General features: G+C 38.1%; 23 protein-coding genes. 11 read left to right on the top strand and 12 right to left on the bottom strand.

Going from position 1 to position 20,554, the window contains the following annotated elements; translation table 11 throughout:
• Positions 1-169: 169 nt before the first annotated feature.
• The 3 genes from EWM59_RS15390 (at position 170) to gatC (ending at position 2,113) form a co-directional block, all read left to right on the top strand.
• Positions 170-928 (top strand): TerC family protein, encoded by a 759-nt coding sequence (locus EWM59_RS15390; RefSeq protein ID WP_130022110.1) that lies wholly within the window; start codon positions 170-172, stop codon positions 926-928.
• 69 nt (positions 929-997) lie between these two features.
• The gene (locus EWM59_RS15385; RefSeq protein ID WP_130022108.1) at positions 998-1,735 is read left to right on the top strand and encodes a lysophospholipid acyltransferase family protein; all 738 of its coding nucleotides are present in this window, start codon (positions 998-1,000) and stop codon (positions 1,733-1,735) included.
• Positions 1,736-1,822: 87 nt separating this feature from the next.
• Positions 1,823-2,113: an Asp-tRNA(Asn)/Glu-tRNA(Gln) amidotransferase subunit GatC gene (gene gatC / locus EWM59_RS15380; RefSeq protein WP_130022106.1), complete on the top strand. Its 291-nt coding sequence runs from the start codon at positions 1,823-1,825 to the stop codon at positions 2,111-2,113.
• Here the strand turns inward: gatC and EWM59_RS15375 are convergent, their stop codons facing one another.
• The 3 genes from EWM59_RS15375 to lipB form a co-directional block, all read right to left on the bottom strand.
• Positions 2,114-2,710, bottom strand: a complete 597-nt coding sequence (locus EWM59_RS15375; protein ID WP_130022104.1) for a DUF6962 family protein — start codon at positions 2,708-2,710, stop codon at positions 2,114-2,116.
• A gap of 85 nt (positions 2,711-2,795) precedes the next feature.
• Positions 2,796-3,704: an ROK family protein gene (locus tag EWM59_RS15370; protein ID WP_130022102.1), complete on the bottom strand. Its 909-nt coding sequence runs from the start codon at positions 3,702-3,704 to the stop codon at positions 2,796-2,798.
• A 131-nt stretch (positions 3,705-3,835) separates the two neighbouring features.
• Positions 3,836-4,588 carry a lipoyl(octanoyl) transferase LipB gene (lipB, locus tag EWM59_RS15365; RefSeq protein WP_130022100.1) on the bottom strand — a complete coding sequence of 251 codons (753 nt, stop codon included), beginning with the start codon at positions 4,586-4,588 and terminating at the stop codon, positions 3,836-3,838.
• Positions 4,589-4,608: 20 nt separating this feature from the next.
• Here lipB and EWM59_RS15360 point away from each other — a divergent pair, with 20 nt between their 5' ends.
• The 3 genes from EWM59_RS15360 to EWM59_RS15350 are packed head-to-tail and all read left to right on the top strand — an operon-like array spanning position 4,609 to position 6,477.
• The gene (locus EWM59_RS15360; protein WP_130022098.1) at positions 4,609-5,076 is read left to right on the top strand and encodes a GNAT family N-acetyltransferase; all 468 of its coding nucleotides are present in this window, start codon (positions 4,609-4,611) and stop codon (positions 5,074-5,076) included.
• 7 nt (positions 5,077-5,083) lie between these two features.
• Positions 5,084-5,659, top strand: coding sequence for a peptide deformylase (def, locus tag EWM59_RS15355; RefSeq protein ID WP_130022097.1), 576 nt, complete (start codon positions 5,084-5,086; stop codon positions 5,657-5,659).
• A gap of 20 nt (positions 5,660-5,679) precedes the next feature.
• Positions 5,680-6,477: an amidohydrolase gene (locus EWM59_RS15350; protein WP_130022095.1), complete on the top strand. Its 798-nt coding sequence runs from the start codon at positions 5,680-5,682 to the stop codon at positions 6,475-6,477.
• 1 nt (position 6,478) lies between these two features.
• On the opposite strand, the gene EWM59_RS15345 is transcribed toward EWM59_RS15350, so the two are convergent.
• The 9 genes from EWM59_RS15345 to EWM59_RS15305 form a co-directional block, all read right to left on the bottom strand.
• Complete coding sequence (locus tag EWM59_RS15345) at positions 6,479-7,198, bottom strand: hypothetical protein (RefSeq protein ID WP_130022093.1); 720 nt, start codon at positions 7,196-7,198, stop codon at positions 6,479-6,481.
• Positions 7,199-7,246: 48 nt separating this feature from the next.
• Positions 7,247-7,681, bottom strand: coding sequence for a DUF2141 domain-containing protein (locus EWM59_RS15340; RefSeq protein WP_130022091.1), 435 nt, complete (start codon positions 7,679-7,681; stop codon positions 7,247-7,249).
• 172 nt (positions 7,682-7,853) lie between these two features.
• Positions 7,854-8,705 (bottom strand): LytR/AlgR family response regulator transcription factor, encoded by an 852-nt coding sequence (locus tag EWM59_RS15335; RefSeq protein ID WP_130022089.1) that lies wholly within the window; start codon positions 8,703-8,705, stop codon positions 7,854-7,856.
• Positions 8,705-9,334, bottom strand: coding sequence for a rhomboid family intramembrane serine protease (locus tag EWM59_RS15330; RefSeq protein ID WP_130022087.1), 630 nt, complete (start codon positions 9,332-9,334; stop codon positions 8,705-8,707). The genes EWM59_RS15335 and EWM59_RS15330 overlap by 1 nt, the downstream gene beginning before the upstream one ends.
• Before the next feature lie 7 nt (positions 9,335-9,341).
• Positions 9,342-10,316: a polyprenyl synthetase family protein gene (locus EWM59_RS15325; protein WP_130022086.1), complete on the bottom strand. Its 975-nt coding sequence runs from the start codon at positions 10,314-10,316 to the stop codon at positions 9,342-9,344.
• Between the two features lie 98 nt (positions 10,317-10,414).
• Entirely contained in the window at positions 10,415-13,243 is a 2,829-nt protein-coding gene (locus EWM59_RS15320) for a response regulator (RefSeq protein WP_130022084.1), read from the bottom strand.
• Positions 13,244-13,697: 454 nt separating this feature from the next.
• Positions 13,698-14,249 carry a hypothetical protein gene (locus EWM59_RS15315; RefSeq protein WP_130022082.1) on the bottom strand — a complete coding sequence of 184 codons (552 nt, stop codon included), beginning with the start codon at positions 14,247-14,249 and terminating at the stop codon, positions 13,698-13,700.
• Between the two features lie 66 nt (positions 14,250-14,315).
• Positions 14,316-14,867, bottom strand: a complete 552-nt coding sequence (locus EWM59_RS15310) for a hypothetical protein (protein ID WP_130022080.1) — start codon at positions 14,865-14,867, stop codon at positions 14,316-14,318.
• An 89-nt stretch (positions 14,868-14,956) separates the two neighbouring features.
• Complete coding sequence (locus tag EWM59_RS15305; RefSeq protein WP_130022078.1) at positions 14,957-15,664, bottom strand: hypothetical protein; 708 nt, start codon at positions 15,662-15,664, stop codon at positions 14,957-14,959.
• 483 nt (positions 15,665-16,147) lie between these two features.
• Here EWM59_RS15305 and ubiE point away from each other — a divergent pair, with 483 nt between their 5' ends.
• From ubiE to serA, 5 genes are all read left to right on the top strand, one after another.
• Positions 16,148-16,876, top strand: coding sequence for a bifunctional demethylmenaquinone methyltransferase/2-methoxy-6-polyprenyl-1,4-benzoquinol methylase UbiE (gene ubiE, locus EWM59_RS15300; protein ID WP_130022076.1), 729 nt, complete (start codon positions 16,148-16,150; stop codon positions 16,874-16,876).
• Positions 16,877-16,918: 42 nt separating this feature from the next.
• On the top strand, positions 16,919-17,692 hold the full coding sequence (gene porT / locus EWM59_RS15295) for a type IX secretion/gliding motility protein PorT/SprT (protein ID WP_130022074.1): 774 nt from the start codon (positions 16,919-16,921) through the stop codon (positions 17,690-17,692).
• A 3-nt stretch (positions 17,693-17,695) separates the two neighbouring features.
• The gene (gene yidD / locus EWM59_RS15290) at positions 17,696-17,905 is read left to right on the top strand and encodes a membrane protein insertion efficiency factor YidD (protein ID WP_130022072.1); all 210 of its coding nucleotides are present in this window, start codon (positions 17,696-17,698) and stop codon (positions 17,903-17,905) included.
• 164 nt (positions 17,906-18,069) lie between these two features.
• Positions 18,070-18,600 (top strand): DinB family protein, encoded by a 531-nt coding sequence (locus EWM59_RS15285; RefSeq protein ID WP_130022070.1) that lies wholly within the window; start codon positions 18,070-18,072, stop codon positions 18,598-18,600.
• 56 nt (positions 18,601-18,656) lie between these two features.
• Positions 18,657-20,549, top strand: coding sequence for a phosphoglycerate dehydrogenase (gene serA, locus EWM59_RS15280; protein WP_130022069.1), 1,893 nt, complete (start codon positions 18,657-18,659; stop codon positions 20,547-20,549).
• The last annotated feature ends 5 nt before the right edge of the window (positions 20,550-20,554 follow it).

The raw sequence follows: 20,554 nt of genomic DNA, 5'->3' as shown, positions 1-20,554 counted from the left end.
TATATCAACTAATATTCCATTTAATTCTAATACTTTTTTGCGAGGGGAGCTATTTTCATCAAGTTTTTAGACGTTATCGACTTATTTTCTATCCTTTTATCAATTTCAGATTTGGCTGTAAGGTCGAAAACTGATAATTTCGTCCTCAAATAAACCGTATCAAACAATAATGGAACAAATTTTTACAACAGCAGCGCTGACAAGTATAGTAACCCTCACACTTTTAGAAATTGTATTAGGAGTAGATAACATCATTTTTGTTTCTATTATCTCTTCAAAACTGGTTAAGAGTGAACAAAAAAAGGCACGCCGGATAGGCTTGATTATGGCAATGGCTATTCGTGTTGCTTTGCTTTTTGTATTAGGGTGGATTTTAAGGTTAGAAAAAGATTTATTCAACCTTCAGGAGATAGGTTTACCTTTTAATATTGGTTTTAGTGGTAAAGACCTGATTCTATTAGCTGGGGGGCTTTTCTTACTCTATAAATCAACTTCTGAAATCCATCATAAACTGGAGGGTTATGAAGAGCAGGTATCAGGTAAAAAAACAGCCGCCAAACTTTCGAGAGCTATTATAGATATTGCAGTAATTAACCTTGTTTTCTCTATCGACTCTATCATTACCGCCATCGGTATGACCAGCAATATTTATGTAATGGGTATTTCAATTATCTTATCAACTATTGCTATGCTTTTGTTTGCAGGTAGCGTAGGTGGATTTGTAGAAAAACACCCAACTGTAAAAATGTTGGCGCTTGCCTTTCTGGTAATGATTGGTACCTTGTTAGTAGCAGAAGCCTTTAAGGTACACGTACCTAAAGGTTATATCTACTTCTCTATGGCGTTCTCGTTCTTTGTAGAAGTACTCAACATCAGAATGCGTAAAAACGCTGCTAAACCTGTCGATTTACGCAAAGACATAAAATAACCTGAAATCGTTACGGGGGAATGTAATTAAACATATATTTGTAGAATCATTCCCCCTGAATATACCCTGATGCAAGGTTTCTTAAAACTATTATCCTGGCTTTACACAGCCTGGTGTCTTTTCTGGTTCTTACTCATTTTCCTGTTACTTTTTCCAATCGTCTTTATTAGTCTGCAAAAAGAGGAATGGAAAATTATGGTGCACTATTGTAACCGGATATGGGGGCGCATCTTCTTTTTTATGGCAGGTATGCCCGTGCAGATTAAGTACGAATCAAAACTTGACCCCAAACAGGCTTATGTATTCTGCGCCAATCATTTCAGTTATTTAGATATTGCCCTGATGGGAGCCATTATAAAAAACTACTTTGCGTTTCTTGGTAAGAGTTCGGTAAAGAATGTCCCTCTGTTTGGGTATATGTTTGCCAAAGCCCATATTCAGGTAGATAGAAGTGATAAAAACAGTAGAACCAAAGCCCTTAAACGTTCTATCAAAGCACTCAAATCAGGCAGAAGTATTATGATTTTTCCTGAAGGGGGAATTCATACTACCGACTTTCCGCAGATGGTGCAACCTTTCAAAGATGGCGCATTTACGATGGCTATCGAAAACCAGGTTCCTATTGTGCCTATCTCGCTGTTAGATAATTATAAGGTAATGCCTGATATTCGGATGTCATGGCATCCGGTAAGGGTTATTTTCCATACACCTATCGATACCAAAGGCAAAACCAGGAACGATATTGAAGACCTGAAAAAGCAGGTATATGAGGCTATTCAGCCTACATTGAATAAATATCAGGATTAATCTCCATCGGTTTTAAGGATTAGCCTTACATTTGCAATAGAAAAACAAATACGGATTTCAATCCGGGTAAAGTGTAGAAGTATTCCTATGAAAATAGAACAGCAAACTGTAAAGAAAATAGCGCATCTGGCACGGTTAGAGTTAAGCGAGCCCGAAGAAGTGAAAATGGTGGAAGACTTATCTAAGATTCTGGACTGGATGGATCAGTTGAAAGAATTAGATACCACAGCAGTAGAACCACTTACCCACATGAGCGAGGAAGTAAACGTGTTCAGAGAAGATATAGCCAATAACCAGCTCTCACGTGAGAAAGGCTTAAAAAATGCACCAAAACAAGACGGTGAGTACTTTTTAGTGCCTAAAGTAATTGAGCAGTAATCAGTGAGTCTGATGGCGGGCAGCACGTCCGAAACAAAACAGGCTGATGGCTAACAGATAATGGTAAATGTCTATATGATCAATAATAGAATTAGCCATGAAACTCTTGTTATAAGTACCCATGACCAGGGCAACTACGGCCAGTATTAACCACGCACCTATCGAACGTTCTCCTTTAATTAATGCCCATATACCCAAAATCAGAACTGCGGGGATACAAACAAGCGAAATAATATTTAATACCTGTAAGTTGTCCGTTAATCTCACTACCGCAAAAGCTACAAACCCTAAGGCTACTACTATATAGGCAAAACTGACCGGAATCGGCTTTTTCAGCACTAAAAAGAGGGTTACAAATACCAGACAGAGAGCGCCGACTGTACCTGCTAAATGTTGAAAAAATTCGGAGACAATGAGGGGATAAGGCGAAAACCCCAGAAAACGGAATGCGCCAAAAAGTGCAGCTACCGTAACCGATAATACGAAAGCCTCCCACAATAGGCAAGCCACTAAATCAAGCTTGAATAAATAGCGAAAAAAAACAAAAAAGCCAACTAAGGCCAGAATGATGTCAGAGATAGCATGAGAAAGTTCCATAAGTAACACAGCATAAGGTGGGGAATGAATAGAAAAAGGAGGGAAGGGAAGTATCTGACTAAATACTCCCCTTAGTACTGATATATCAGAAGCATAAGCTCGCTGCGCCTAATAGTCCGGCGTCGTTGCCTAAGGTTGCTTTTTTGATATTTAATGTTTTGATATAATAAGGAGTCAACCAGTATTCTAACTGTTTGTCGACAGCCGGCATAATATAATCGAATGAAGCTGATAAGCCACCGCCTATCAGAATGGTTGTAATGTCAAGGATTCTTATCATGGCTACAAGGCCGCTTCCTAACATTTCGCCTACTTCGTCAAATATTTTTTGTGCCAGTTCATCACCTTCTCCTGCGGCTGCTACCAGTCCGGTAGTTGAAATAGTGCCATCGTCAGGTAATTGGGTTTTTCCTGTATAGCCTTTTCTCATGCTATTAGCCAGTTCCAGCAATTCATTTTTACCGATATTACGCTCTAATACTTTACCGTGTTTAGACGGAATATGACCCGGCTCCATGGCATTGCCACCACCACCTTTGAATACTTGTTTATCTATAATAGCCGCTCCACCGATGCCTGTTCCCAGGGTAATCATAATATAGTCTTCAGGAATATCGCCTTCGCCAAAGTAATATTCGCCTAATGCTGCCGCATTGGCATCATTCTCTAAAAAGAAATCATGATTCGGGAAACGTTCTTTTAAATCGGGTATGATAGTAATACCATTGATTTCGGGGATAGCTGTAATTTCTATCAGGGTTGAGCGGTCTCTTGTAATCAGACCCGGAACACCTATACCGACTTTCTGAACATTTTTATTTTCGAGTAATTGAATTGCTATGGCATCACCCAAGCGTTCCACAAAATGCCCTGATTTGCGCCAACTTGCTGTATCGTGACTATAAAAATTCGAAAGTTTACCTGTTTCTGCTTCTACAATGCCCATTTTGACATTTGTGCCGCCAATATCAATTCCCAAATATTCAGTTGCCATTTATTATAGTTTTGTTATTTTATATCGGTAATTATATATAAAATATATTTTTAAGAAGGTTTTTTCATATTTTTCTCAAAATTATAAATAAATCTCACTTCAAGACAATTTGTATCAAGGAAATATTACATTTAGCTGTAAATCTCTGTTGGTGCCGTCTCAACCACTACTTCAAACTCCATTTCAAACAATTCGCCCAGATGGTTTTTCAGTTTTTCGGCTACTTCTTCAACGGCTATCAACCGACCCAACTCTAAGGCCAGTGAGGTTACAGCCTTATCATCAATACCACATGGCACAATATTGCTGAAATAATTCAAATCAGTGTTCACATTCAAAGCAAAGCCGTGCATGGTTACCCATCGGCTCGATTTCACACCCATCGCACATATTTTTCTCGGGTTTTTCTGCGCTTTATAATCTAACCAAACGCCTGTTAAACCCTCTATTCTTCCTGCGTCAATGCCATAATCGGCCAATGTGCGGATAATCCCTTCTTCTAAAAAGCGCATATAGCGATGTATGTCCGTAAAAAAATTCTCTAAATCCAGTATAGGATACCCAACCAATTGCCCCGGACCATGATAGGTAATATCACCGCCACGGTTAATCTTATAAAACTTAGCTTCTTTGGCCGAAAGGCTTTCTTCGTCGAGTAAGAGATTTTCCATCTTGCCACTTTTACCTAAGGTGTATACGTGCGGGTGCTGGCAAAACAAGAGATAATTAGGGGTAGATAATTGATTTTCGGGGTCAATATTTCTGTTTTTTATTTTCTGGTCAATGATTTCAGCGAAGAGTTTTTCCTGAAAATCCCAGCCATTCTGGTAGTCAATCAGGCCTAAATTAATAAACCTTACTTTTTTATTAAGAATATTATTCATCAGTTTTGTAACTTTGTAGTATGAATACGGGTGCAAATGTAACAATCAGACAAGGTACAGTTGCCGAATGTGTAGCTATTTCTCAGCAAATTCCAGAGTTTTATGATAGAATTTACGGAGAAGAAGCCTACGAAACTCGTTTATTTAACACCAAATCTTTGATTTTAGTTGCTCTTGACGGAGATACTCCGGTTGGTTTTAAAGTTGGGTACGACAGAGACAAAGACGGCAGTTTTTATACCTGGATGGGTGGTGTTTTATCTGATTACAGAAAACTGCATATTGCCCAACAATTGGCTGATGCGCAAGAGGACTGGGCAAGGCAGGAAGGTTTTGAGGCTATTGTACTGAAAACTCGTAATCGTTTCAGAGGAATGCTCATTTTTGCCCTCAAAAACGGCTTTTGTATTGAAAAAGTGGAACAAAAAGAAGCAATTAAGGATTATAGAATTATTCTCCGGAAGAAATTAATTAATTACCATATATAAAGATACAATGATATATCCTATTGTAGCCTACGGCGATCCTGTTTTAAGAAAAGAAGCTCGTGATATTGTACAAGGCGAACTTGATGTAAAAAAACTCGCCGAAGATATGTTTGAGACCATGTATGCAGCAGCAGGCGTAGGTTTGGCAGGACCACAGATTGGCTTAGATCTCCGTATTTTTGTAGTTGACGGAACACCTATCAACGAAAGTGCCGAAACGGAAGAAGATATTGACCAATCGCTGGTAGGTTTTAAAAAAGTATTTATCAACGCCGAGATTATAGAAGAAGAGGGTGAAGAATGGGCTTATGAAGAAGGCTGTCTGAGTATTCCGGGTATCCGTGCCGATGTGTATCGCCCTGAGTATGTAACCATCCGCTATTTTGATACCGATTGGGTAGAACATACCGAAACCTACGAAAGCATGGCGGCTCGTATTATCCAGCATGAATACGACCATATTGACGGTATTTTATTTACTGACCATTTGACACCTTTGAAAAAACAGATGCTTAAGAAAAAACTGGCAAATATTACCAAAGGTGATGTAGATGTAGAGTACCGCATGAAATTCCCTAAATAATATCTCAAGCGCTGATTAAGATGTCTGAACAAAATTCTTCTCTTCCTGATTTAAATGTAACACTTGTACAGACCAATATCTATTGGGAAGATGCTACTGCTAATAGGGCAATGTTGGAAGAAAAGATTTTCAGCATTTCAACCCCTACCGATTTAATTATTCTGCCCGAAATGTTTACTACCGGATTCACCATGAATCCGGCTAAGGTAGCTGAACCAATGAATCTGCATACTACCCGTTGGATGAAACAGATGGCGGCACAAACAGGGGCAGTAATTACGGGCAGTGTTGTCATTAAAGAAGATAATAGCTATTTTAATCGCCTTTTATGGGTTAGCCCTAATGGTGAAGTTGATTTTTATGATAAACGCCACCTGTTCAGAATGGGCAAAGAGCATGAGGTATTTACAGGTGGTAATAAAAAAATCATCAAAGCACTAAAAGGTTGGAAAATCTGTCCGCTTATCTGTTACGATTTACGTTTTCCGGTTTGGAGCAGAAACGCTGATTTAGCGTATGACCTGCTGATTTATGTGGCCAACTGGCCGCAAATAAGAATGTATCCGTGGGATTCGCTATTAGTAGCAAGGGCTATTGAAAACCAGAGCTATGTTATAGGCGTAAACAGAACAGGGCTTGATGGAAACAATATTGTTCATGCAGGGCATTCTGCTATAATTGACTTTGCAGGCAAGGTGCTATATCGTGAAATCAATAGCGAGGTGGTTCATCAACATATCATCTCTAAAACTGCCTTAGACGAATTCCGCCAGAAATTCCCTGCTTATCTTGATGCTGATAGTTTTGAGATAAATTAATTTAAACTTGCAAAACAGGCTTACTGCTTTTCACGGCAAACTTCGCCTTATATTTCTTTAAAATTCTGGCCGCAATTACTCCGACTATTACCCCCGGTAAAACCCATGTCAGGATAAAAACAAAATCCGGTGTGTTTTTTGGCATATATCTTGGCACTATATTTACAAAAAAGGCGGTTAATGCAGCTGAATAGGCACCCATCATTTTACCGCCATGCCCCAAAAACCAGTGCATTTTTTCAGGTTTCTGATAACCTAAATATATCTTCAAATCTCCGTAGGCATTTACCAGACACACTACTCCGAAAATGGCAAATAAAATAGCCATACCGTTGAATCCGACCGGATTCATGAACCCATAAACTGAATAACCTATCATTACGATTCCGCAAATACCTACACCCCAGGCTGCTAACCAGTCAATCAATGTTGGTACAATTGCTTTTTTCATCTGTAATAATCTTTTACCCGAAAAAGTCGGATAAAAACTAATCACCCCGATTGTCAGGAAAAACTGGTATTTTAATTGAGTAGGATAAATAATGAAAAAAATAACAGTAGTAACAAATACCCCAACCATTGCCCAGTAAAAGATAATTCCACTGATGTTGTGCGCTTTTTTGCCTTTTTGTGCCATCATGGCAATTAACCCTGTTGAGAGCGATAAAAAACCACAAATGACGTGTATAACCAAAAAGAAATTGAAAATTAGCTTTTCCATAGTTTTGTCAATTTGAATAATAAGTAATCAGGTAATGGTGATAATGAATCAGAATGCCATTAAACCTATGGCTATTGTTTTATTTTCGTTCACATCAAAAGCACATTGCTCAAAATTTGGTGGACCCATCAGCATGGTTACATTAGAGAAACCAAAAGGCTCGGCAGGCATTTCGCCATTCATATCTAATTCTTTGTTATCGTTCAAATCCTGGTATAATACAATCGCATATTTGCCTTCGAGTAGATTGTCAAATTTTAGCGTTACCTCGCCTTCTTTGGTTACTTCGGCAATGGCTGATTTAATTCCGCCACCTCTTGGGAAACTATTGGCATCGTTGGTAATAGAAGCATAAATTTTACCTTGGCGTTGTTGTAAACCTTTTACTACAACCGTTACAATATATTTATTTTGTGCAAAGGAGAAAGTAACCGTAAGACTTAAAATAACTGTTAGTGCGATTGACTGGATGAAATTTTTCATTTGTGTTATTGATTAATGTTTTGTTTTCGATGACACAAATGTATAGAGGATAATAAATAGCAGTCAAATGAAAGGGTTGATTATCAAGCCTTTGGGGAGTTTGACAAAGCGCAGGGAGGAATAGCAAATGTTAGGGGAGAATGACAAAGGTACGCAATTGATGCTGATAGATTTATTTAAATCTTTCTACTATCTCTGAATACTTACGGGCAACCGGAACAGTTAAATCAAGTGATTGTAAATGAAATTTATACCCTTGTGCATTGCCAGTAACTTTCTCGACCTTACTAAGATTAATTACATAAGACCGATGGCAACGCACAATATCAGGTGAGTTTATCTGGCTTTCTAAACGTGTCAGACTACTTCTGAGCATTTCTTTCTGAAGAGTGTTATCTTTCTTATAAAATACGGTAGAATAGTTGTCTGATGATTCTATAAAAAACAAATCATCAGCATTGACTTCTATTGTATCTTTTTCGTTTTCAGCAATCAACCTGATGGATATGATGGCTTTGGTCTCAGGGATTGTTTTTTCATGCGGTTGTACAACTATGGTCTGGTTATACTTTTTCAATTGCAGGATATAGTTAGACATTACCCCAAAAGAGATTGGAACCAAGCCTACCAAAGCCACAATCAGGAACATGGCAATAAAACCCAGAGGAGTCAATGGCAGGTAATGAAAGAAAAGTTTTGAATAGAACATATTGGCACAGGTAATGAGCAGAAGCAGAAACAGAATATCTGCTATCTCTTTCCAGATTACCCATTTTTGTTCGTTAAAGAATTTCGGTAAAAGGGCAGGCAATACTAACCTGTTGAAGGCCGTACAAATGCTGACAATGGCTCCAAATCCCATTAATACCCACAGTTTATGAGGGTGTTTCCACTCGTTCAGCCCAAAGGGTTGAAAAACAATAAAGAATAAAGCAACACCTGCCCCTTCAATCAGACTGTTTCTAAGGCAAGCACCTAATGATTTATGCGGAAAAGGATAAGGTTGCTGTAATAGTTTAAGCATTATTGGAAACTCCCGGCAATCTTAGTAATAAATATACGAATAATAGGAGGGAAGGTAAGAATCATGAATATGACACCCCACAAAGCACCCCAAAAGTGAGCGGTATGACCTATATTATCATACTGTTTTTCTGCCATGTACTTTGAATACCATAAATACAAAAGACCAAATATCCAGGCAGGTATAAAAGGCGGAAGAATATAGGCACCCATTTTGGCAGTAGGCTCAAACATAATAAAAGCAAAGACTATAGATGATACGCCGCCGGAAGCGCCTAAAGCGTTGTAGCCCGAATGATTTTTCTTACTAAAGGTATCGGGTAAGTTAGCTATAATAATACCTGATAGATACAGTAACAGATAAAAGAAAACAGCTTTTTCGCCAAATATCTCATGGAAACGTGCCTCAGTAGCTAACCCGAAAAGGAATAAACTTAGCATATTGAAAAACAGGTGAGCAAAATCTCCATGTAAAAAACCTGATGTCAGCAAACGCCACCACTCCTTACGACGATGCACGATATAAGGATTCAGGATATATCTATACTCTAAACTTTTATTAGAAAAAGCCGCCAGACTCACAAGTACTGTAATACCAATAATAATAAACGTGAAAGGTATAGATGACATAATTTGGTTAGTTTTCTCGTTCAATCAACATTTCTATTAAATCAAGCAAAGGTTTTTTTCTTTCTGCTGTTGCGGCCAGTTTCTCTAAATCACTTAAACCTTTACTGAAAAACTCATTCATTTTGTTTTCGGCCAGTTGTTTAATGCCTAAACTATCATAAATAGCCGTAACGGCTTTTACTTTTTCATTTTTATCAAATTCCTGTACCGATAGCCAATGTGCCAGTTCTTTCTCTTCAGGCTTGCCCTTGGCTTGTGCTAACGCCTCTATTAACAGAAACGTCTTTTTGTTTTCTATAATATCGCCTCCTACTTGTTTGCCGAATTTCTCAGGGTCACCATATACATCTAAAATATCATCTTTGAGCTGAAAGCCTATTCCCACATTCGTACCTATTTCGTAGAGCAGTTTTATATTGGTTTCTCCGGCGTTGGCAATCATTCCGCCTAATTCTAAAGCAAAACCTAAGAGAACAGATGTTTTCAGCCGAATCATATCTATATACTCTTCTTCTGTTACATCATTGCGGGAGGCAAAATTCATATCTAATTGCTGCCCTTCGCAAACCTCTGCAGCTGTACGGTTAAATCTTCTGATTACCTGCTTAAAAATTCCGTCTTCAACAGCCGTCATGAGTTCATACGCACAAACCAACATTACATCGCCTGAGAGAATGGCCACATTCTTATCCCATTTCTCATGTACGGTAGGTTTACCACGACGCAACGGAGCCGCATCCATAATATCGTCGTGCATCAGGGTAAAATTATGAAATACTTCTACACCAATGGCTGGTTTAATGGCATGTTCCCAATCATCCGAAAAAATGTTTGTAGCTATTACTGTCAGTAAAGGGCGCATTCTTTTGCCTCCTAACGACATCAGGTATTCAATGGGTTCATATAATTCTACCGGATTATCGCCATATTGCGTGCGGACAATTTCCTGGTCAATTGCTTTAAGAAAAATCTCTGAAGACATCTGTATCGTGTTCAAATGAGCAACAAAATAAAAAAAACTTGGCAACACTACCAAGTTGTAATTTCAGGTAATACCATAAACAGGCAAAATAGCTGGTATTACTCTTTTCCTAAGTATTTCTGAATGGCTTTTACCACGGTGTCTTTTATAAATGGTTTGGTAATATAATCGTCCATTCCGGCCTCTATACACTTTTCTTTTTCGCCTTTTACTGTTCCGGCAGTCAGGGCTATAATTGGTACTCTGCTTTGCCCGTTTTCTATTTCTCTAATGGCTAAAGTTGCCTCCAATCCATTCATTTCAGGCATTTGCATATCCATAAATATAATATCTGGCGAATCTTTTGTGAATTTTTCAACGGCCAGTTTGCCATTTTCTGCCTCTAAAATGCGTCCATTCGGAAAAACCGATTTAAAAATAGTTCGGGCAAACAGCATATTAACCTTATTATCTTCAACTATCAGTATGGTCAGGAACCGCTTATCTACATATTGCGCAGGTTTAGGCGTATCAACTTTCTGGCTTTCTTCTACAACTTTGGTAGCTATCTTCGACATGGCTTCAAATACTTTCTGAAGAATAACCGGTTTTACCAGTCGCTGCCTGATTTGCAATTTTTCTGATTCTGCATTGATGTATTCGTGCGCATGCGAGCTATACAATAAAATTATAGGCAATTTTTCTGCGTTGAATTTTGGCTTTTGTCTGAGTATGCGTACCGTATCTAAACCATCTAAATAAGGCATGTGGTAATCAATAATCAGCAAATCGAATTTTTCACCTTTCTCCAGTATATTTACTACCTCCTGCCCGTTTTCAACTTCTTCGTAGTTAATATTCCGAAGATCAAGCATACTTTTTAAAAGCGAGCGATTGGTTTTGTTGTCGTCAGCAATCAATACACGCTTAAAAACATCTAAGTTTTTCCACTCATCTACTTCACCCATTTCTGACCTCAGGTTGAGGTCGAAATAAAATTTCGTGCCTTTCCCCACTTCGCTTTCTACACGCAGTCTGCTCTGCATCAAAGACAACAGTTTATTAGAGATAGTAAGCCCTAATCCTGTACCGCCAAACTTGCGGGTAGTAGAAGAATCTTCTTGTAAAAATGCCTGAAATATTTTTTCCTGATTTTGTGGTGCAATGCCAATACCTGTATCTTTTACCGAGAATCTGAAACTATTGTAATTATTTTTTATATCGCCCAGCATCTCTATTTTTAGTTCTATCTCGCCTGTTTCCGTAAACTTCACCGCATTACTTAACAGATTCACCAGAATCTGTCTTAACCTGATTACATCGACCCAGATATATCTTGGCAAATTCACCGGAATATTCAACAGTACTTCCAGATTCTTCTGACTTGCCTGAAACGTAATCATGTCAGCTACCTGGCTCATGAGTTCATGGATATTGGTTTTCTCTACCACAATTTCGAGCTTACCTGCTTCGATTTTTGAGAAATCTAAAATATCATTAATAATATCAAGCAAGGCATTGGCCGACTGAAAAACAGTGGACATATATTGTTGCTGGGTACTATCTAATTTGGTTTTCATTAACAAGTCGGTAAAACCAATAACCCCGTTGAGAGGTGTTCTGATTTCATGACTCATATTAGCCAGAAACTCCGATTTAGCTTTGGCCGCTTCTTCGGCCTCTCGCCGGGCTTTTCTGAATGAATAGACAAACCGATGAGAAAGAATAAGGGTCTGAAACAGGATAAAACCAAAATACCCGAAAAACAAATAATAGGAAGAGGGCTGTATATAACCGAAATACCCTATAATATTTAAGGTAACGGCCATGCCCATAGAAAACATACTTAGCACGGCAAAAACAGAACCCTTGCGTTTACGTATGGCCGCAATCACAGACATATAAAAGTTGTACGCCACAAAAAGCAAGATGATGAAGAAAAATACCTGCGATGTGTAAGAAATAATATAAATGGGTGTAAAAATCAATAAGGCTATATAAAATAAACTAACATAGCCTACGCCCATCACAAACCGGCTATTGCTTGCATAAAGCGACCTTACAAAGCGGGTAAAGAGATAAATACAAAAGAATATAGAGAAATATTCAAGAAAAAAAGTGATTCTGAAAGGGATGTTCGGGAAAATCTGATGCAGGTAATAAATCTTATCGACACCGATAAGCCTGTAGATATAAATGATGCAATACAGGGCAAAAAATACTACAACGGGGTCTTTCTGGCCTAAAAAATACAAACCAAAGAATATCAATGCCACCATGAGCAGGATTCCTGTCAGAATCAGTGTAATTGATAGTTCGGTATCCCACAAATCTTCGGTGTAGGCATTACTGCCTAAAATGATAGGTTGAGAAAAACCACCCCGATAATGGTCGAAATTAGCCACCTGCATTACCAGTTGCAAAGTATCTGATTGTGCCAGATAGAGTTTTTTTATAGGTAACCAATGAGGCTTATAGGCCTCTTTAGTAGTGGCAACCACACCATTGTGCGCAAATTCTTTACCGTTAATCCAGAGCTTGTAGCTTGAATAAGGAGCAGGAATAAAAAATGAAAGCTGGGGGTTTTTATGATGATCTACATAAATCTTTAGTGCATAAGTAGCATAGCCAAAAGCCTTGAATGGTTTACCTAATTGCTCATGGTGATTCCAGACCTCTGTAAACGGAACATAATAATCGGGTTTATTGGCCGCTATTTGTTCAGGTTGTAATAATTTCTGCCAATAAAAAGCCCACTCACCTGATAAATCAATGTGATTTTTTGTATCCTCAAACTGAATTGCTCTTAAATCTGCTTCACCGTGTTTAAAAGACTGCGCAAAAGTAACAGACGAACACACCAGTAAGAATAAGAACCCTGTCAATGAAAGGAAAGTATTCTGTAAGTAGTATGTAAAGTGTCTATACCATAAATTCTTAATGTCCATCTTTAAATCCCAGCCATTTTTAGATGAATAATCGAATAAAAACCCTCAATCAGCTATGGTATATTGGGCTGGCTTACCCTTTTACCAATGGTATAAGATTTTTTATTTTACCGGGTTAACAATCCTTCAGTCATGAAATCTTAATAGAGATACATAAATTCAAAACAAAAAGTTTTATTAAATACTTATGTTTCAGAACTTAAATAAGAGCAACAAATGTGCCTAAAAGACGGCATTATGAATGAAATTATGAAGCGTTGACAGGAAAATCATTTAAATTATGATTAAGCGGCGACAAATATATCAGCAACAGATGTTATCCCATAGATTATTGTCTTTAAATTCAGACAAATCATAGGTTAATGCACTAACAACTTTTAGCATAAAAAAATAAAAGCCTGATAAAGAGGTTATCAGGCTTTTAACATGTATGGTTAAATGATGATATTACATTTTACAATTGATATACTTTACCATCAAGTTTTACTTCTTTTAATTTATTTTTTCCACCTATACACTCACCATAACATTCCTGCTGGATAAAACCGATTCCCGGAGCTAACCAGATGGCGTGTTCGTCATCTGCCATTGCCGGAATATCCATATAGAAACGGTAACAATTTTGTATGGTTTGTCCACCAATAGTAATGCTCTCGGTTTTACTAATCAGCTTGACTGTGTAATCCCGATACTGCCAGGTAGCATTGACAGCTGCTGTCAGATCAAATCTTACTGATGTTTTACCCTTATAATATTCTATTATTTTATCATTCTCATTTCTTACATACGATGTATCGTAACTCGAAGTAATGGCATAATAGGTTTTCTGATCGAAAACTTTAGTTTCAGTAATGGTTCTCGTATTTACCCCGTCTATTTTCCAGTAATTCCCTACAGCCAAAGGCAGATACACATTATCAAGACCTTCTAACGAAATTTTGTCTTCTTTGCAGGCACTTAAAAAGAAAGTACTGGTAATACCGAGAATGCAGAACAATTTTTTCATATTGCTATAGGATTAAACTTGAATAGATGATACTTTTAACTGTGGTCAGACTCCTCAAACCCCTGTTTAAAGGACATATACCTTACCGTCGATTTTCATTTCTTTTAACTTGTCTTTTCCCCCTACACACATTCCCAGACATTCATATTGAATAAAGCCTATACCGGGTGCTAACCAGATAGCATGTTCTTCATCAGCCAACGCCGGAATATCAAAATAGAAGCGATAACAATTCTTGATTTTTTGTCCTCCTATCGTAATCGTCTCTGTTTTACTCGTAAGCGTTACAGTATAATCTCTATATTTCCAAGTAGCATTTACTTCTGCCGTTAAATCAAATCTCACCGAAGTTTTCCCTTTATAGTATTCTACAATTTTATCGTTTTCGTTTCTCACATAAGATGTATCATAAGACGTTGTGATGGCATAATAATTCTTCTGGTCGAAAACCTTGGTTTCTATAACGGTTCTTGAGTCTGTCTTATCCATTTTCCAATAGTTACCTACCTGCAAGGGTAAATAAGCATTGTCAAGACCCTCTAACGAAACTTTGTTCTCCTTGCAGGCGCTTAAAAAGAAAGCCCCGATAAAACCACAGATGCCTAACAACTTTTTCATACGATATATCTGATTAAATTTGAATAAAAGCCGATTTCAGTTGTATGAGAAAGCAGGTCGGAGTTTGAACGCTACGACCTGCCATAAAATTATTGAGCCGTAGTTACTTCTTTCAAATCTACTTTTACGCCAGTATAGTAAAGCGCAGTAGTGGCTTCAAAGCCTGAGTCTGTACCTACAATTACCCAAATATTACCATTGGCATCTGATTTTCCGGTAAACTCACCTGTTCTTTTGATGATTTTGTATTTGTTTTCAGTAGTACCGTTGGCTACATTACCAATCACTTTCATGTCTTGTCCATCATTGGCCTGTTGTATTTTTTTGATGTTCATCTCATAATTCTTGGTAGTAGTATTGGCTACTTTTTTAGGCTCAACAGAGGTAAGACCGATACCCACATACACACTTTCGGCCGGAGAGCCACCTACCCCAAACGAACCATCGGGTGCATTTGAAGCAAACTCAACTTCGAATGTTCCTTTGTAAGTTTGATTAGCTTTTAGACCTGTCATCTTTTTAGTGAGAAACATAAACAAATCGTCGCTATGGTTATTACCTGAAACAAGAAACCCTTTCTTCAACGTATCTAAAGGCGCAGGTAATTTAGCATCCTTTTTTGTTAATAGTTCGTAGAATGTTTCCTGACCTACCGGATAATCCGCAAAATCCGCACTCCAGCCTGTTGTAGAAACATTAAACTGGTCATTTAAAGAGAGTTGTGGGGTGGTAGTTTCCTCTTTTGTACATGAAGCTAAAATAGCTACCGAAACGACACTTAAAATGAAATTTTTCATAAAATTTTATTTGGTTTATTTCCTACATGGATTCAGTTCTAAAAAAATTAGTTGGAATTATTTTTTTAAACCCCTGAAGAAAAAAAGCTAAGTGCTTGATTTTCAGTGATGTAAAAATCGAAAAAGTTTTCACAAAATTTTATTTGCTGTGGTGTTGGCCTTTATTGCCGGTAGGTTCACCAAATGATTTGGTGGCTAAAATAACAAAGGATTTATTTATTTACATGCCCGACTTAAGTCCGGCAACGCATGCAAAAAACCGTTGTTATCTTAGGCGGCGAATTCCATTCGCTAACCTCGGGAATATCTTTATTGCACAAATTAAGACATCCTTTCCAACCCATCCCACCCATTCCTTGTCAATTCCCAGTACCTTAATTTATTGGCTCTAAAGCATTTATCTGCCCAAAACTTACTTAATATGAAAATGTGGTTGTAACTTTGCCCATTATTCGCATATTATTGATTTTTGTCGATTCGAAAATGGTTGTACCTTATAAAGAAAAAGAGGCTGGAAAGCGTGAGCAGATAGCAGAGATGTTTGACAACATTTCGCCAAAATACGATTTGCTGAATCGTTTGTTGAGTGTAGGTATTGATGTATGGTGGAGAAAAAAAGCCATTTCGATGCTGCGTTCGGCAAAACCTAAATTCATTTTAGATATTGCTACCGGTACAGGCGACCTTGCTGTTGAAGCAGTAAAGCAATTAAAACCCGAGAAAGTAATCGGGGTTGATATTTCGGAAGGCATGCTGGCTATGGGGCGTGAGAAAATGAAGAAAATTGGCATGGAAAATGTAATAGAACTCAGAAGTGGTGATTCAGAGAAATTACTGTTTGAAAACAATACTTTTGATGCTGTCATCGTTTCTTTTGGAGTAAGGAACTTTGAAAATTTAGAGAAAGGGCTGACTGATATGAACCGGGTTACAAAACCTGGGGGTACTTGTCTGATAATCGAATTTTCGAAGCCTAAAACACCTATTATCAAGCAGTTATATTGGTTTTATAATTCTACTATCGTACCTTTAATCGGGAAACTCATATCAAAAGACAAAGCAGCTTACAGTTATCTGCCAGAGTCGGTTAAAGCCTTTCCGGAAGGAGATGATTTCCTGAAAGTGTTTGAAAAAGCCGGTTTTACAGAAACGAAAAGTGTACCGCTTACTTTTGGCATTTGTACGGTCTATCTGGGTAAGAAAAAGACCTGAGATTGCTATTGATTAATAGATGAAACCTTTTCTTTAGTTTGAATGAAAAATCTTAAGGTATCCCTTTCACGTAGTGTATCCTTTTCATTAAAAAAGACCTTCCTTGTTTCCAAAGGTTGTTTGCTTCTATCCTTCATGGCTGTGCATTCATTGTCTGCACAACAAAACAAACGCCTTTTTCAAGGGGATTACGATGCTAAAACCGTGAAATTCGGCTATTTTTTAGGACTACCTTATACGCATTTCAACATCAAATTCAACGATTACTTTATTAATAGAGACAAGTATTATGCTATCACATCGCCGGCTACCATAGGTCTGAAAATGGGAGGATTGGCCAATATACGCCTGAACGATTATTTTGACTTTCGTGTTTTGCCTACAGTAGCCATCTATGGCAGAAAATTAGAATACCGTTTTGTAGATAATACCGCATCGGACCCTGATAAAAGGCTGGGTGAGAAAAAAGAATTGCGTGAAACGGCCTGGTTTGAATTACCTGTGATGCTAAAGTATAAGTCTGAACGCAGAGGTAATGTGCGTATGTATATTTTCGGAGGGTTGCGTTATTCAGTTGAAACCAATGCGGTAAACAGAAGAAACCGGCAACAGTTCACTACCAAAAATAATGACCTTAGTATAGAATACGGTACAGGTATTGAGTTTTTCAGAGAGTACTTCAAGTTTTCGCCGGAATTGCATTTTTCTCATGGACTGGTAAATCTGGTAAACCCGGCTACTGCCCAGGGCACAGCTATTGCAGGCATAGACAGGCTAAGCACCCATACTGTTACTTTATATATCTCGTTTGAATAAATCATGAAATACATTGCCATATTTTTAGTGCGTCTGTATCAGGTCGGTATTTCTCCCTGGTTTCCTGCTTCCTGCCGTTACACACCTACCTGCTCTCAATACTCAGTAGAAGCATTTCAGAAATATGGTTTTTTCAAGGGCTTATTACTTACTGTCAAGCGCATTGGTCGTTGCCATCCCTGGGGCGGTCATGGATACGACCCGGTTCCATAAAATTTACTATATTTGCATATCTTCTTCATCAACTATTGATATTTTGTATTATATCAAGAAAATTCTTGACTATTTGTTTAATTGTTGAAAATCAATAGCTTAGTTCTATTTACTTGTTTGATAGTTCTGTAAATTTGAGTTTGCAACAAAACCTCCCTAAAGCAATGACTCTCGAAGAGCGCAAGTTTCCTATCGGTAAATGGATACCGGAGAACAGCTATTCTGCAGAAGTAATAGCGCAGAATATTGTCATTATTGAACAATATCCGGCTAAGTATGAGCAATTGACAAAGCATCTCTCTGCAGACGAATTAGCAAAGTCGTATCGTGAAGGAGGTTGGAGTATCCATACTTTAGTAGTTCATATTTCTGATATGCACATTCTGCATTTTGCCCGTTTCAAACAGGCACTTTGTGAAGATAATCCACAGGGTTTCGGGCCTAATATCAATGGTTGGGCAAACAACCCCGAAGTACCATCTGTGCCATTAGCCGATGCCCTTTTGTTATTGGAAGCTACCCATAAAAGATGGACACATTTATTGAAAACGATGTCCTCTGAAGACTTTAATAGAACTTTCTTCCATGTAGGTCGTCAGATAAATCTGACTTTAGCGCAAGCCCTACACATGGCAGCATGGCACTGCGTGCATCATCTGGAACATATCAAGATTGCTTTGGAGAATCCGGAATAAATATTTTTAACAATCATACTTTTAGCATTCATACCTATTATAGCGTTTTTTGATTCATGAGTAATAATCCTTATTTTATTATAGATTTCGATAGTACTTTTACGAAAGTAGAAGGACTCGACGAGTTAGCCAATATTGCCCTCGCAGGCAACCCAAATCAGGAAAAAATTGTAGGCGAAATAAGAAAACTGACCGAAATGGGCATGAATGGCGAGATTTCATTTTCTGAAGCCCTCAGCAGAAGAATTGACTTACTGAAAGCCAATCGTGCACATATCGATAAATTAGTTGATTTTCTGCATACCAAAGTAACAGATTCTTTTCAGCGAAATGAGAAGTTCCTCCGTGAATTTGCCGATAATATTTTAGTAGTTTCGGGCGGTTTTAAAGAATTTATTGTACCGATTGTAAAAGAGTTAGGTCTGAAAGAAGAGAATGTTTATGCCAATACTTTTCAGTTTGATGAGGAAGGAAATATTACAGGTGTGGACGATACCAACGTATTAGCTCACGAAAAAGGCAAAGTAAAACTCTTAAGCTCATTAAATCTTGATGGTGATGTATATGCTATTGGCGATGGTTATACCGATTATGAGCTAAGAGCATCGGGGTTAGCTAATCGTTTCTATGCTTTTACAGAAAATGTGGAGCGTGAAAAAGTGGTGGCCAAAGCTGACCATGTAGTACCTTCATTAGACGAGTTCTTATACCTCAATAAACTGCCTCGTAGCCAGTCTTATCCTAAAAGCCGTATCAAAGTACTTTTGTTAGAGAATGTACATTCTGTAGCGGTGGAATCTTTTAAATATGAAGGCTTTGATGTAGAGTTTCATAAAGGAGCGATGGACGAAGCCGAACTGGCAGAGAAAATCAAAGGGGTTTCTATTTTAGGTATTCGCTCAAAAACCAATGTTACGAGAAAAGTATTAGAGAATGCCGATAAATTGATGATTATCGGGGCTTTCTGTATTGGTACCAACCAGATTGATTTAAAAGCAAGTACTGAGAAAGGAATCGCCGTTTTCAATGCCCCTTACAGCAATACCCGTTCGGTAGTAGAGCTGGCCGTTGGGGAAATGATTATGCTTATCCGTAATATCCCCGAGAAAAGCATCGGTATGCACGCAGGTAAATGGGATAAATCGGCCAATAACAGTTTTGAGGTTCGTGGAAAAAAATTAGGTTTGATAGGCTATGGACATATTGGTACGCAACTATCGGTTATTGGAGAGGCTTTGGGTATGGAAGTGTACTTCTACGATATTGTAGATAAAATGCCTATCGGGAACGCCAAAAAATGCCGCTCATTAGATGAAGTGCTTCGGGTAGCCGATGTAGTGAGTATGCACATTGATGGCCGTAAAGATAATACCAATATTTTTGGCAAGCGTGAGTTTGAGTTGATGAAGAAAGGGGTAATATTCCTGAATCTGGCTCGTGGGCATGTAGTTGATGTACCTGCTTTGGTAGAGGCTATTAAAGAGGGCAAAGTAGCAGGTGCCGGAATTGATGTGTTTCCGTATGAGCCTAAAACCAATAACGAAGAGTTTATCAATGAATTAAGAGGTTTGCCTAATGTAATTCTGACTCCACATATTGGTGGCAGTACAGAAGAAGCACAGGAGAGTATCGGGCATTATGTACCGGAGCGTTTGTTAGAGTTTATGAATAATGGTAGTACTACAGGCAGTGTCAACTTCCCTGAACTGCAATTGCCGTTATTGAAAGATTCTCACCGCTTATTACATATCCATACTAATGTACCAGGTATACTGGCAAAAATCAATAATATATTTGCCAAACATGCGATTAATATCAACGGTCAATACCTGAAAACCAACGAAAAAATCGGTTATGTGATTATGGATATTGACAAAGGCTATACCGATGAGTTTGTGCAGGAGATTAAGGATATTGAAGAAACGATTCGGTTTAGGATGTTGTATTGATAGTT

The sequence above is a fragment of the Emticicia agri genome (assembly GCF_004168285.1).
Classification (GTDB): Bacteria; Bacteroidota; Bacteroidia; order Cytophagales; family Spirosomataceae; genus Emticicia; species Emticicia agri.
Note: the sequence above shows the minus strand (reverse complement) of the source record. Positions and strands in the feature narration are given on the sequence as shown.